Source organism: Geminicoccus harenae, assembly GCF_019800005.1.
Taxonomy (GTDB): domain Bacteria; phylum Pseudomonadota; class Alphaproteobacteria; order Geminicoccales; family Geminicoccaceae; genus Geminicoccus; species Geminicoccus harenae.
On record NZ_JABGCL010000001.1, the window covers coordinates 177,340 to 191,259 of the forward strand.

General features: G+C 69.0%; 12 protein-coding genes. 9 read left to right on the plus strand and 3 right to left on the minus strand.

Annotated features, from left to right (window positions below; translation table 11 throughout):
- Positions 1–2: 2 nt before the first annotated feature.
- A complete protein-coding gene (gene apbC / locus HLA95_RS00785; protein WP_222182047.1) occupies positions 3–1,127 on the minus strand; it encodes an iron-sulfur cluster carrier protein ApbC in 1,125 nt (374 codons plus the stop codon).
- A 138-nt stretch (positions 1,128–1,265) separates the two neighbouring features.
- Between apbC and hflK the strand changes: the two genes are divergently transcribed.
- The 4 genes from hflK (at position 1,266) to HLA95_RS00805 (ending at position 5,420) form a co-directional block, all read left to right on the plus strand.
- Entirely contained in the window at positions 1,266–2,477 is a 1,212-nt protein-coding gene (gene hflK / locus HLA95_RS00790) for an FtsH protease activity modulator HflK (protein WP_222182049.1), read from the plus strand.
- A complete protein-coding gene (gene hflC / locus HLA95_RS00795) occupies positions 2,474–3,460 on the plus strand; it encodes a protease modulator HflC (RefSeq protein ID WP_222182050.1) in 987 nt (328 codons plus the stop codon). The genes hflK and hflC overlap by 4 nt, the downstream gene beginning before the upstream one ends.
- Before the next feature lie 50 nt (positions 3,461–3,510).
- A complete protein-coding gene (locus tag HLA95_RS00800; protein ID WP_222182051.1) occupies positions 3,511–3,696 on the plus strand; it encodes a DUF2065 domain-containing protein in 186 nt (61 codons plus the stop codon).
- 167 nt (positions 3,697–3,863) lie between these two features.
- On the plus strand, positions 3,864–5,420 hold the full coding sequence (locus tag HLA95_RS00805) for a DegQ family serine endoprotease (RefSeq protein ID WP_222182052.1): 1,557 nt from the start codon (positions 3,864–3,866) through the stop codon (positions 5,418–5,420).
- Between the two features lie 35 nt (positions 5,421–5,455).
- On the opposite strand, the gene serB is transcribed toward HLA95_RS00805, so the two are convergent.
- Complete coding sequence (serB, locus tag HLA95_RS00810) at positions 5,456–6,334, minus strand: phosphoserine phosphatase SerB (protein ID WP_191059698.1); 879 nt, start codon at positions 6,332–6,334, stop codon at positions 5,456–5,458.
- Between the two features lie 15 nt (positions 6,335–6,349).
- On the opposite strand from serB, the gene miaA reads away from it, so the two are divergent.
- The 5 genes from miaA to HLA95_RS00835 all read left to right on the plus strand — a co-directional run bounded on the left by miaA (position 6,350) and on the right by HLA95_RS00835 (position 12,297).
- Positions 6,350–7,282 carry a tRNA (adenosine(37)-N6)-dimethylallyltransferase MiaA gene (gene miaA, locus HLA95_RS00815; RefSeq protein ID WP_191059699.1) on the plus strand — a complete coding sequence of 311 codons (933 nt, stop codon included), beginning with the start codon at positions 6,350–6,352 and terminating at the stop codon, positions 7,280–7,282.
- A gap of 125 nt (positions 7,283–7,407) precedes the next feature.
- A complete protein-coding gene (locus HLA95_RS00820) occupies positions 7,408–9,207 on the plus strand; it encodes an acetolactate synthase 3 large subunit (protein ID WP_191059700.1) in 1,800 nt (599 codons plus the stop codon).
- A gap of 85 nt (positions 9,208–9,292) precedes the next feature.
- Positions 9,293–9,808 carry an acetolactate synthase small subunit gene (ilvN, locus tag HLA95_RS00825; RefSeq protein WP_191059701.1) on the plus strand — a complete coding sequence of 172 codons (516 nt, stop codon included), beginning with the start codon at positions 9,293–9,295 and terminating at the stop codon, positions 9,806–9,808.
- Positions 9,809–9,854: 46 nt separating this feature from the next.
- On the plus strand, positions 9,855–10,874 hold the full coding sequence (gene ilvC / locus HLA95_RS00830; protein WP_191059702.1) for a ketol-acid reductoisomerase: 1,020 nt from the start codon (positions 9,855–9,857) through the stop codon (positions 10,872–10,874).
- Positions 10,875–11,145: 271 nt separating this feature from the next.
- A complete protein-coding gene (locus tag HLA95_RS00835) occupies positions 11,146–12,297 on the plus strand; it encodes an MFS transporter (RefSeq protein WP_222182053.1) in 1,152 nt (383 codons plus the stop codon).
- A gap of 145 nt (positions 12,298–12,442) precedes the next feature.
- Here the strand turns inward: HLA95_RS00835 and HLA95_RS00840 are convergent, their stop codons facing one another.
- Positions 12,443–13,738: an ABC transporter substrate-binding protein gene (locus HLA95_RS00840; RefSeq protein WP_191062055.1), complete on the minus strand. Its 1,296-nt coding sequence runs from the start codon at positions 13,736–13,738 to the stop codon at positions 12,443–12,445.
- Positions 13,739–13,920 lie beyond the last annotated feature (182 nt).

The following is a 13,920-nucleotide window of genomic DNA, read 5'->3' on the forward strand; positions in this document are numbered from 1 at the left end:
CGTCACTGCCAGACGATGCGCGGGAAGGGCCTGGCCGTGCCGGTGACCTCGTCCATCTGCCGGCGGACCTCGGCGGCGATCGCGCGATACACCTCGGCATGATGCGAGGCCGAGTCGGACGCCACCACGGGCGCACCGCCGTCCGAGGTCTCGCGGATCCGGATGTCGAGCGGCACCTCGCCCAGGAACGGCACGCCGTACTTCTCGGCGCACTCTCTCGCCCCGCCATGGGCGAAGATGTCGGCGCGATGCCCGCAGTTCGGACAGCAATAATAGCTCATGTTCTCGACGATCCCGAGGATCGGCACGTCGACCTTGCGGAACATCTGGATCGCCTTGCGCGCGTCCAGCAGGGCGATGTCCTGGGGCGTGCTGACGATCACCGCCCCGGTGAGCGGCACCTTCTGCGCCATGGTGAGCTGCGCATCGCCCGTGCCCGGCGGCAGGTCGACCACCAGCACGTCGAGCTCGCCCCATGCCACGTCGTTCAGCATCTGCTGGATGGCGCTCTGCACCATGGGCCCACGCCAGATCATCGGCGTGTCCTCCTCGACCAGATAGCCCATCGACATGGTCGGGATGCCCCAGGCGCGCACCGGCTCCAGCCGCTTGCCGTCCGGCGAGGTCGGCCGGCCCGATGCGCCCACCATGCGGGGGATCGAGGGGCCGTAGATGTCGGCGTCGAGGATGCCGGTCCGCTGGCCGATCGCGGCCAGGCCCAGCGCCAGGTTGATCGCCGTGGTCGACTTGCCGACCCCGCCCTTGCCGGACGCCACCGCGATGATCCCGCGCACGCCCGGCACGCCCTGTGGTGCGGGCTGCCCCTGCGGCCGTGCGCCGCGGGCCGCCGGTTCCTGGGGGCGGCCGGCGCCGGCCGGCCGCTCGGCGGTGAGCACCGCCGTGGCCGAGGTCACGCCCGGCAATGCCCGTACCGCGGCCTCGGCCGCCCGGCGCACCGGCTCCATTGCTTCCGCCCGGGACGGGTCGATCTCCATGGAGAAGCCGACATTGGCCCCCTTGATGACGATGCCGCCGATGATGCCCGATTCCGCCAGGTTCCTGCCGCTGCCCGGCAGCGTCACCGCCGCCAGCGCCTGCAGAACCTGTTCCTTGGTCAAGTCAGCCATGTTGAACCCGCCTGTTGTCGTGGTCATATAGCGGACAGACAGCCCGACTTGGAGGGCGGACGGCAGGTGTCCGATCTCGCGAGGGGAGGTTTTGGATGACGAACAGGGACCTTGGTCCCCCTGACTAGGTGAGGCTTGATGCCCTGGAACCCGAATGGTGGTGGCGGATGGAACGGCGGACAGGGCGGCGGTGGTCCCTGGGCGCCGCGCCCTGGCGGCGGCGGAGGCGGCTCGCAGCCGCCTGACCTGGAAGAGCTGATCCGCAAGAGCCAGGAACGGGTCCGGCAACTCTTCCCCGGCGGTGGTGGCGGGGGCGGCGGCGGCGGGCTGCCCAGCACGCCGGTGATCGCCACGATCGCCGGCCTCGCGGTCGGCGTGTGGCTGCTCAGCGGCTTCTATTTCGTCCAGCCGGAAGAGAAGGGCGTGGAGCTGGTGTTCGGCGAGCTCAACGCCGTCACCGATTCCGGCCTGAACTACAACTGGCCCTGGCCGATCGGCTCGGTGCTCAAGCCGCAGGTAACCCGCGTCAACCGCGTCGAGGTGGGCTTCCGTTCCTCGGGTGTGACCCCGGCCGGCACCCGGGCGAACGCCCGCGAGGTGACCGAAGAGGCGCTGATGCTGACCGGCGACGAGAACATCGTCGACATCAACTTCGTCGTGTTCTGGCGGATCAGCGACCCGGCCCTCTACCTGTTCAACATCCGCGACCCGGCCGACACGGTGAAGGCCGCATCGGAAAGCGCTATCCGCGAGCTGGTCGGCCAGACCCCGATCGCGGAGGTCACCACCGAAGGTCGCCGGCAGATCGAGCAGCGCGGCCGCGAGATCATTCAGGCCCTGATGAACGAGTACGGCGCCGGCGTCGTCATCGACGAGGTCCAGCTGCAGAAGGCTGACCCGCCGCAGGAAGTGATCGACGCGTTCCGGGATGTGCAGCGCGCCATGGCCGACCGCGAGCGTGCCCAGAACGAGGCGGAAGCGTTCGCCAACGACATCATCCCGCGTGCCCGAGGCGAGGCGGAGCGGATCCTCCAGGAAGGCCAGGCCTACCAGCAGGAGAAGATCGCCAGGGCGCAGGGCGAGGCGCAGCGCTTCCTTTCGGTGCTGACCGAGTACCGTAGCTTCCAGGACGTGACTCGCCAGCGCATTTACATCGAAACCATGGAATCCGTGCTGAACGGTACGCAGAAGACCTTGATCGACCAGCCTAACGGCAGCCAGGGTGTGGTGCCCTACCTGCCTCTCTCGGAACTGCCGCGTGGCGCGGCGCCTTCTGCGCGGACCCCCGCCAGCGGCGCAGGCTCACCGACGATCCTGCCCAACCCACCGACGACCGGAGGCACGCAATGACCAACCGCGTCGTCGCAACCGTCGGAGCCGCCGCCGCTGTCGTGGTGATCGGCCTTTACTCGAGCCTGTTCACCGTGAACGAGGCGCAGCAGGCGCTGGTGGTGCGGTTCGGTGAGCCGGTCCGTGAGGTCCGTGATGCCGGCCTGCACTTCAAGGTGCCGTTCGTCGACAACGTCACCTATTTCGACAAGCGGGTGCTCGACTACGATGCCACCTCGGTCGAGCTGATCCTCGGCGATCAGAAACGGCTCGTGGTGGACGCGTTCGCCCGCTATCGCATCAACTCGGCAACCCGCTTCCGTCAGGCGGCGGGGGACGAGGAGGCCTTCCGGAGCCGGCTCGGGCCGATCCTGTCCTCCAACCTCCGCGGCGTGCTGGGCGAGGCCGGGCTGATGCAGGTGCTGAGTGCCGAGCGTGGCACGCTCATGCAGCGGATCCGGGAGCAGACCAATCGCTCGATGCAGGGCTTCGGCGTGGAGCTGGTCGACCTGCGCATCAAGCGGGCCGACCTGCCCGAGCAGAACAGCCAAGCGATCTTCCAGCGGATGCAGACCGAGCGCCAGCGCGAGGCCAACGAGCTGCGCGCCCAGGGTGCCGAGGTGGCGCAGCGGATCCGCTCGCGTGCCGATCGTGAGCGGCGCGTGCTGATCGCGGATGCCATGCGCCAGGCGGACGTGTTCCGCGGCGAGGGCGATGCGGAGGCGACCAGGATCTCAGGGGAGGCTTATGGGCAGGACCCGAGCTTCTTCCAGTTCTACCGCTCGATGGAGGCCTATCGCACGGCCCTGGCTGACGGGAACACCAACCTGGTGATCTCGCCGGACAGCGACTTCTTCCGCTACTTCCGTGAATTGGACCCCATGCAGAGCCAGGCGGCCGCAGCGCCTCCCGCTGCACCCGCCGGACAGGCGGCGCCGGCCGCGGACGAGGCGGACCGGCGGCTGGGCGCCCTGGCGCCTGAACCCCAGGCGCAACAGCCCTGAATGGCGCGGGCGGGATCCGTCCCGCCCGTTCGCATGGGAACAGGCTCCCGATGATGAATTTGTTGCAGACCCTGGCGCTCGTCCTGGTGGTGGAGGGTGTTCTCTGGACCCTGTTCCCCGGCACGATGCGCCGGTTCGCCGCCCGTGCTGCGGAAAGCGACGAGGGAATGCTGCGCTATGGCGGGCTGGCCTTTGCGGTCACCGGGGTCGTCGCGGTATGGTTGCTGCGCGGCTGACGGGCCGGGCGGTGCGTGGCTTGCGCCATGACGCCCCTTCGCCATGACGACAGGCTGCTATGGCCGCGCGGCCGTAGCGCGCCTACATTGACGATGTCAGGTCCGGTGGGTCGCGCGCGGGCCGAGATGCCATGGCGGTCAGACGCCGTGCCAGCAGGATTTCGGGTATGATCGTTCGCAAGCTTCTCTCGCTCCCGCCCAGGCCGGCCGCCAGCCTGCCGGCACTTGCGATGATGCTGCTCGGCTGCAGCCTGGCGCCGGGCAGCCTGCAGGCCCAGGACGCGGCGCCGCTCGGCGACAGCGTGCCGGCCGACTCGCGCAGCTTCGCGCCACCGAGCTTCGCACCGCTGGTCGAGCGGGTGGCGCCGGCCGTGGTCAACATCTCCACCAGCCGGCAGGTCCAGCCTAACGACCAGCAGGCGATGCCGATGCCCCAGTTCCCGCCGGGCTCGCCGTTCGAGGAGTTCTTCCGCGACTTCTTCGACCAGAACCGCCGCGGGCAGCGGCCGCCCGAGCAGCAGCGGCGTGCCTTCTCCCTGGGCTCGGGCTTCCTCGTCGATCCCACCGGCTACGTGGTGACCAACAACCACGTCATCGCCGATTCCGACGAGATCAAGGTCATCCTGAACGACGACAGCGAGTATGTCGCCAAGATGATCGGCACCGACAGCAAGACCGACCTGGCGCTGCTCAAGATCGAGCGCGACGAGCCGTTTCCCTATGTCGAGCTGGGCGACAGCGACGGGATCCGGGTCGGCGACTGGATGATGGCGATCGGCAACCCGTTCGGCCTGGGCTCGACCGTCACCACCGGCATCGTGTCCGCCCGCAACCGCGACATCAATGCCGGCCCCTATGACGACTTCCTCCAGGTCGACGCGGCCATCAACCGCGGCAACTCGGGCGGCCCGTCCTTCGGGATGGACGGCAAGGTGATCGGCATCAACACTGCGATCTTCTCGCCGTCGGGCGGCAATGTCGGCATCGGCTTCGCCATTCCCGCCAACATCGCCAAGCCGATCATCGAGAGCCTGAAGGAAACCGGCAGGGTGGCGCGCGGCTGGCTCGGCGTGCGCATCCAGGCAGTTACCCAGGAGATCGCCGAGGGGCTGGGCCTGGAGGAGGAAGCCGGCGCGCTGGTCGCCTCCACCCAGGAGGGCGGCCCGGCGATCGCCGCGGGCATCCAGCCGGGCGACGTCATTCTCGAGTTCGACCACAAGAAGATCGACCGGATGCGCTCCTTGCCGCGCATCGTCGCCGAGACCGCCGTCAACAAGGAGGTCGAGGTCCTGATCTGGCGCAAGGGCGAGAAGCAGACCGTCAAGGTGACGCTGGGCGAGCTGCCGGACGACGAGACGCTGGCGGCCGCCGAGGAGTCCTCCGGCAACGGTCAGCCCGACACGCCGCCCGGTGCAGCGGTCGCGATCGACCCGCTCGGCCTGAAGGTCCAGGAACTGACTGCGGAGAGCCGCAGCCAGTTCCAGCTCGGCGACAGCGTGACCAAGGGCGTGGTGATCACCGAGGTGGCACCCGACGGCTCGGCCGCCGAGGAATCGCTCCAGCCGGGCGATGTCGTGCTTGAGGCGGGGCAGGACCCGGTCAACACGCCCAAGGAGCTGGCAGAGAAGGTCGAGGAGGCCCGCTCCTCCGGCAAGCGCAACATCCTCCTGATGGTGGAGCGGCAGGGCGACCTGCGCTTCGTCGCACTCCGCCTGGCCAGCTGAAGCCCGCGGGGACGGGGGCGGCCCGCCGCTTCCCGTCAGCCGGCGGCAAACGCGCTGCGCGGGTAGCCCTGGATGAACAGCAGCGCGGTGAGGTCGCCATACCGGATCACGACCGGGGCGACCTCGGCGACCTTGGCATGGGGGCGGAAGCCCACGCCCAGCCCGGCCGCCCGGATCATCGGGATGTCGTTGGCACCATCTCCGGCGCATAAGGCATCGGCGCGGCCGAGCCCCAGCCGTCCGGTGATCTCATTGAGCGTCCTGAGCTTGGCATCGGCATCCAGCAGAGGCGGCACCAGCCGGCCGGTGAGGCGGCCGTCCTTGATCTCCAGCAGGTTGGCGTGGTGCTCGTCGAAGCCGGCCCGGGCCGCCACCGGTCCGGTGAACCGGGTGAAGCCGCCCGAGACCAGGGCGGTGTGGGCGCCATGGGCCCGCATCGTCCGCGCCAGGGTCCTGGCGCCCGGCATGAGCTGGATCCGCTCGGCGAGCAGCCGCTCGATGGCGTTCTCCTCCAGCCCGGCCAGGAGCTGCACCCGCGCCTTGACCGAGCTCGCGAAGTCCAGCTCGCCGTTCATGGTCCGCTCGGTGATCGCCGCCACCTCCGCGCGGATGCCCAGGAGGTCGGCCAGCTCGTCGATGCACTCGGTGGTGATGATCGTGCTGTCCATGTCGCAGAGCAGGACGCGCTTGCGCCGGTCCTCGGACGGCGTCACCGCCACGTCGATCCGCCGCTCTCCGACCATCTCGGCCAGCACCGCAACGGGCGCACTGGCGTCCTGGCCAACCTCGAACGCCACCGCCTCGCCATCCGAGAGCACCGTAGCCTCGGCCCGCAATGCCCGGGATGCTTCCGCCACCAGTGCGGGTGTCAGCAGGCGCGCGTCCGGATCGCTCACCAGCGTGACCACCGTCATCCCCGACTCCCGTGAATGCTGCGCTGCAACATGAAGCGCCCGGTGATCGTGATAGGCGGGCCTACCGCCAGCGGCAAGTCGGCCCTGGCGATCCGGCTGGCGCAGGCCCTGGACGGCATCGTGGTGAACGCCGATTCGATGCAGCTCTACCGCGACCTGCCGATCCTGACCGCCCGGCCGTCGCCGGCGGACGAGCGGCTGGTTCCGCATGCCCTGTACGGCATCTGGGGCGCGCTGGAGGTCGGCTCGGCGGGGCGCTGGCTGGCACTGCTGGCCGATCTGCTCGCGCGCGAGCCGCACACCCCCCTGGTCATCACCGGCGGCACCGGCCTCTACCTGGAAGCACTCCTGCACGGCATCGCACCTGTGCCCGACATCCCGAAGGACATCCGGGCCAAGGTGCGCAGCCTGCCGCCCGAAACGCTGCACCGGATCCTTTCGGAGGAGGACACGGCCATGGCCGACCGCCTCCGCCCGACCGACCCGCAGCGGCTGATGCGCGCCCTGGAAGTCCGGCGGGCCACCGGCCGCTCCCTGCTCGCCTGGCAGGCGGACCCGCCGGCACGAATCGATCTGGGTGTAGAACCCGAGGGCGTGGCGCTGCTGCCGGCGCGGGACGAGCTGGTCGCCCGGATCGGCCGGCGCCTGGAGCAGATGCTGGCGGCAGGGGCGCTGGACGAGCTGGCGGCATTCCTGGCCGAGCCGGCCCATGCCGGTTCGCCGCTGCTCAAGGCGGTGGGCGTGCCCGAGCTTGCCCGCGCCGTCACCGAGGCGGTCCCGTCGGCCGAGGCATTGGCGGCCGCCGCGATCGCGACCCGGCAATATGCGAAGCGACAGGTGACGTTTCTGCGTCATCGGCTGAAGGCGCTTCAGCCTTGTGCCGGTTTCGGCGACGATCTGTCGGTTCAGGAGGCAGTTTGCGCCCGGATTCTGTCCAGGCTTCGTTGACGCTGCCCATGCACGAAGTTAGCTTGCCGCGCCCTTCGCGAGAAGGGTGAGGATGACGCTTTGCCCAAGAGGGGCACCACCAAAACCGTAGTCCCGGAACCAGCGATTCCGGCGGAGTTCGACCGATGACCGACACCACCAAGCTCGCGACCGCAACGGCCGCCTCGCGCCCCATGACGGGTGCCGAGGTAGTGCTCGCGGCCCTCGTAGAGCAGGGTGTAGAGGTCATTTTCGGCTACCCCGGGGGCGCCGTCCTTCCGCTCTACGACGCGATCTTCAAGCAGGACAAGATTCGCCACGTCCTGGTGCGTCACGAGCAGGCCGCGGTGCACGCCGCGGAAGGCTATGCCCGCTCGACCGGCAAGGTCGGCGTGGTGCTGGTGACCTCGGGCCCCGGCGCCACCAACACGGTGACCGGCCTGACCGACGCGCTGATGGATTCGGTGCCGCTGGTCTGCCTGACCGGCCAGGTGCCGACCCACATGATCGGCAACGACGCCTTCCAGGAAGCCGACACGGTCGGCATCACGCGTCCCTGCACCAAGCACAACTACCTGGTGAAGGACGTCGAGGATCTGGCCTCGGCCATCCATGAGGCGTTCCACGTGGCGCGCACCGGCCGGCCCGGCCCGGTGGTGGTCGACCTGCCCAAGAACGTGCAGATGGGCCAGGCCCCCTACAAGTCGATGGAGCAGGCGCGCATCCGTGGCCGGGTCGAGGTGCGCGAGCCGTCGATGGAGCGGATCGAGCAGGCGGTCGACCTGCTCAAGCGCGCCGAGCGGCCGGTCTTCTATGTCGGCGGCGGCGTGGTGAACTCGGGCACCGAAGCCTGTGCGACGCTCACCGAGCTGGTCCGGGCCACCGGCTACCCGGTCACGCTGACGCTGATGGGCCTGGGCGCCTATCCGGCCTCCGACCCGCAGTTCCTGGGCATGCTCGGTATGCACGGAACTTATGAGGCCAACATGGCCATGCACGATTGCGACGTGATGGTCTGCATCGGCGCGCGCTTCGACGACCGGGTGACCGGCACCACGGCGAAGTTCTCGCCGAACTCGAAGAAGATCCACGTCGACATCGACCCGTCCTCGATCAACAAGAACATCGCGGTCGACCTGCCGATCGTGGGCGACGCCCTGCCGACCCTGCGCGCCATGCTGGACGCCTGGAACCGGCGGGACAACGAGCCCGTGAAGAACGAGCGCACGGCGGCTTGGTGGAGCCAGATCGAGGAGTGGCGCGGCAAGAACTCGCTGGGCTTCCGCAACAGCTCGAGCCTGATCAAGCCGCAATACGCGATCCAGCGCCTCTACGAGCTGACCAGGGACCAGGACGTCTACATCACCACGGACGTCGGCCAGCACCAGATGTGGGCGGCCCAGCACTTCAAGTTCGAGAAGCCGCTGCGCTGGATGACCTCGGGCGGCCTCGGCACGATGGGCTATGGCCTGCCGGCTGCGATCGGCGTCCAGGTCGCGCACCCGGACTCGCTGGTGGTCTGCGTGTCCGGCGACGCCTCCTGGCTGATGAACATGCAGGAGATGTCGACGGCGCTGCAGTACCGCCTGCCCGTGAAGTCGTTCATCCTGAACAACAGCTACATGGGCATGGTCCGCCAGTGGCAGGAGTTCTTCCACGGCAACCGCTATGCCGAGAGCTACAACGACAGCCTGCCGGACTTCGTGAAGCTGGCGGAAGCCTTCGGCGCGGTGGGCTTGCGCTGCACCAGCCCGGACCAGGTGGACGACGTCATCCGCGAGATGCTGAAGGTCGACCGACCGGTGATCGTCGACTGCGTCACCGACCAGGCCGAGAACGTCTACCCGATGATCCCGGGCGGTGCCGCCCACAACGAGATCCAGCTCGCACCCGACGATGACTGGGGCGTGGTCAAGGGCTCCGAAGACGGCATGGTAACCGTCTGAACCATCGCTTCCTTCGATCCCGCCGCGGCCGGCATGAGAGTGCCGGCCGCCACCGCACATACCGATAACGGGGATACCCCCGCACATGACGATGCCAGAAGAGCGCCACACCATCGTGGTGCTGGTGGACAATGAACCGGGCGTGCTGGCCCGGGTCATCGGCCTGTTCTCCGGCCGGGGCTACAATATCGAGAGCCTGACCGTCGCCGAGGTCGACAAGGAGCGCGGCCTGTCGCGCATCAACATCGTCACCACCGGCACCCGCCTCGTCATCGAGCAGATCCAGAACCTGCTGGCCCGCCTGGTGCCGGTCCACAAGGTCCAGGACCTGACCCTGGAAGGCCCGCACGTCGAGCGCGAGCTGGCCCTGGTCAAGATCACCGGCACCCGCGAGCGCCTGGTCCAGGCCCTTCGGATCGCCGACTTCATGCACGCGCGCCTGGTCGACAGCACGCCCGGCACGTTCGTGTTCGAATGCACCGGTACCTCCGACGAGGTCGATGCCTTCATCTCGCTGGTGGAGCCCGCCGAGGTCAGCCGCGCCGGCGTGGTCGCGATGGCCCGCGGCCAGAGCATGCTGCAAAGCGACCGCAGCGAGTAATCCACACCGTCAACATCCGTCATTGTCGAGCCGGGAGGGGCGAAACATGCGCGTCTATTACGATCGGGATGCCGATCTCAACCTGATCAAGTCGAAGAAGGTCGCCATCATCGGCTATGGCAGCCAGGGTTTCGGCCATTCCAACAACCTCAAGGACAGCGGCGTCGCCGAGGTCGTGGTCGGCCTGCGCGCCAACTCGCCCACCCGTAAGAAGGTCGAGGCCGCCGGCCTCAAGGCCATGACCCCCGCCGAGGCCGCCAAGTGGGCCGACGTCGTCATGGTGCTGGTGCCCGACGAACTCCAGGCCGACCTCTGGGCCGACGAACTCGCCGCCAACATGAAGCAGGGCGCTGTCCTGATGTTCGCGCACGGCCTGAACATCCACTTCAAGCTGATCGAGGCCCGCCCCGACCTCGACGTGCTGATGGTGGCGCCCAAGGGCCCGGGCCATCTGGTCCGCGCCGAGTACACCAAGGGCGGCGGCGTGCCCTGCCTGATCGCCGTCCACCAGGACCCGTCCGGCGGCGCCCTCGACCTCGGCCTGTCCTACGCCTCGGCGATCGGCGGCGGCCGGGCCGGCATCATCGAGACGACCTTCAAGGAAGAGGTCGAGACCGACCTGTTCGGCGAGCAGGTCGTGCTGTGCGGCGGCACCTGCGCCCTGATCAAGGCCGGCTACGAGACCCTGGTCGAGGCCGGCTACGCCCCGGAGATGGCCTATTTCGAGTGCCTGCACGAGGTGAAGCTGATCGTGGACCTGATCTACGAAGGCGGCCTCGCCAACATGCGCTACTCGATCTCCAACACCGCCGAGTACGGCGACTACATGACCGGCCCGCGCATCATCACCGATGAGACCAAGGCCGAGATGAAGCGCGTCCTGGCCGACATCCAGGAAGGCCGCTTCGTCCGCGACTGGGTGCTGGAGAACAAGGCCTCCCAGGCCAGCTTCAAGGCGATCCGCGCCAAGGAAGCCGCCCACCCGATCGAGCAGGTCGGCGAGAAGCTGCGCTCCATGATGCCCTGGATCGGCCAGAACAAGCTGGTCGACACCGCGAAGAACTGAGCGGTTTCAGCGGCGTTGGCTGACGCACGGGCGGGAAGGGCGACCTTCCCGCCCGTCGCAGTTTCTGGCTCAGGGCCGCTCGCACGCTCGCGCAGGGCTTCCGAGTGCTGATCGAGACGGCTGGCGCAGATGCGTCGTGCCGTCGCCGGCAGGTCGCGGCATCCCGCCGGTTGCCCTGGTTCCCGGAAGAACGAACTGCCCAGGCGCCTCCCGGATTGCCGTGGCTTGCGGCAGCAACCGGCCATCCTGTTCCTCCAGCAGCAGGCAATCGATGCAGGCTTTCATCACGCCGGCCGTGGCGGTGCCCGGGCGGCAGCAGCAATGGTCCACGCGGATGGCCTTCTTCATCGCAGGCTTCGCCCTGGCCGCCTGGGCGCCGCTGGTGCCGTTCGCGCAGGCGCGGGTGGGGCTGGGCGATGGCAGCCTCGGCCTGCTGCTGCTCTGCCTGGGCTGCGGCTCGATCGTCGCCATGCCGCTGGCGGGCGTGCTGGCCGGCCGGTTCGGCTGCCGCAGCGTCCTGCTCATGGGCAGCGCCCTGGTCTGCCTGACGCTGCCGCTCCTAGCAGTCGCATCGACCTTCCCGCTTCTGGCGGCGACCCTGTTCGGCTTCGGGGCCGCCATCGGCACGGTCGACTGCGTGGTCAACATCCAGGCCGTGATCGTCGAGCGGGCCAGCGGCAAGACGATGATGTCGGGCTTTCATGGCCTGTTCAGCGTGGGCGGGATCGTCGGTGCCGGCGGCGTGAGCCTGCTCCTGACCCTGGGTGCGTCGCCGCTGGGCGCCACCCTGGCCGCGGTGGCCCTGGTGCTGCTGGCGATCAGCTGGGCGGCGCCGCATCTCCTGCCCGATGCTGTCGCGGCGGGCGGGCAGCTGTTCGTCTGGCCGCGGGGCGTGGTGCTGTTCATCGGCATCCTGTGCTTCGTCGTCTTCCTGACCGAGGGGGCCGTGCTCGACTGGAGTGCCGTGTTCCTGACCAGGCTGCGTGCGGTGGAGCCGTCGCAGGCGGGCCTGGCCTATGCGGCGTTCGCCACGGCCATGACGATCGGGCGGCTCTTCGGCGACCGGATCGTGCGGCGGGTCGACGGGCGCCGCGTGCTGGTCGCCGGCGGGCTCCTGGCTGCCCTGGGCCTGGCGCTGGCGACCCTGCACCCGGCCTGGCAGGCGGCACTCGCGGGCTTCGCCCTGGTCGGTGCCGGCTGCGCCAACATCGTGCCGGTGCTCTACAGCCTAGTCGGGCGGCAGAAGGTGATGCCCGAGCATGCCGCGGTCTCGGCGATCACCACGATCGGTTATGCCGGCATCCTAGCAGGACCGGCCGCGATCGGGCTGGTCGCCCATTTCAGCAGCCTGTCCACCGCCCTGCTCGGCATCGCGCTGCTCCTGCTGGGGGTGGCTGCGAGCGGCCGGGTCCTGCGCCTGTAGGCCGCGACGGCCGGGGCTCGAACTGCCGGGCGGCCGGCCCGCCACTGGTCCGGCCGGCAAGGCCAACGGGATCCTGGGCAGGTCGCGACGGTCGATCCTGGAGCGCACCCGCGGCATGGTCACCTGCCACGGGCGGCCATGCCGGTCATGCCTCGGCGAGCAGCCTTTCCAGGGCGCCCGAGATCGTGGCCAGATGTTCCGACGCATCCTGACCGCCCAGCAGGGTCTGCTGGATCTGCGGCGGCGAGAACTGGCTCTGGAAGCTGCCGTAGCCGGGCAGGTAGCGCGGGTGGTGGATCAGGGCGTCCCGGTCCTGCAGCATGGTCAGCATCGACTGGAACCGTTCCTGGCGCAGCCAGTCCTCCTGCCAGGCCTGCATGTTGGTCGGGATCGCGCCGTGGCGGCGATTCCATGCGCCGTTGTTCTCCGGCTGCAGCATGAACCGGATGAACTCCCAGGAGGCCTCCTTCTTGGCCGACGCCGCGTTCAGGGCAAAGCCGTTGCCGGCATAGTAGTAGTGCGCGCCGGCGGGGCCGCTGGGCGTGGGTGCGGTGCCGAGATTGTCCTCGCCCACGGCCGCGGCCATGTGCGTGACGAACGAGCCCCAGCCCATCACCATCGCCGCCTTTCCGGCAGCGAACGCCGCGGTCTGGTCCTGCAAGGTGCCCAGCGCCGATTCGGGCGGCGAGACCCTGCTCTTCTGGTACAGGTCCAGCCATTGCTGCAGGCCCGCTGCATGGCGGGGGCTGTTCAGCACGCAGCGGCCGGACGCATCGAAGAAGGTCCGGTCCACCCCGACCCCGCCCGTCCCGAGCGCCCAGGTGGTCCATTGCTGGAAGCTCCAGCCGTCGCCGCCTTCCACATAGCAGCCGAACTGGTCGCGCTCGCGATCGGTGAGCCGTTGCGCATGGTCCGCGAACTCGTCCAGCGTGGCCGGCGGCGCCGACAGCCCCGCCGCCTCGAACAGCCGCCGGTTGTAGAACAGGAGGAAGGACTCGATCACGAAGCCGACATAATGGGCGGTACCGCGATACATGCGAGCCAGGCCCATGGAGGCGGGTGCTATGTCGGCCTCGATGCCATCGGCGGCGAGCAGGTCGTCCAGCGGCTCCAGCCAGCCGCGCGAGGCCAGCTGGGTCAGCCAGATGTCGGAGATCGCCAGGCAGTCCGGGCCGGTGCCGCTGTCGAACGCCTCGGTCAGCCGGGGCAGGGCCTGGAGCTGCGGCACGATCTGGACCGTCACCTCGACCGTGCGGCTCTGCTGGTTGAACCGCTCGGCCAGTTCCTGGACACCCTCCGGGCCATTGAGGAACGGCCAGGCGAACGTGATCCTGGTGCGGCTCTGGGCGGCGCTGCGGCGCTTCGGGCCGCCGGCGGCAAGCAGCGCACCAGCCGTTCCGGCCAGGAACATGCGGCGCCCGGCACGCAGATCGAGCCTCATCCTCACTTCTCCGACCCCGAGATCCGCAACGCGGTTGAACCTAGTCTGGATTTCTTACGGAAATCCTGCAATGCATCATGTGCATCTACCGATCCGGCAGGCGCGAATGCGGGTGTCTCGGGGAAGCAAGTATAGATTCCAACCGCGCGTCTGGAACCACCGCCGCATGCTGACCGGGCCGG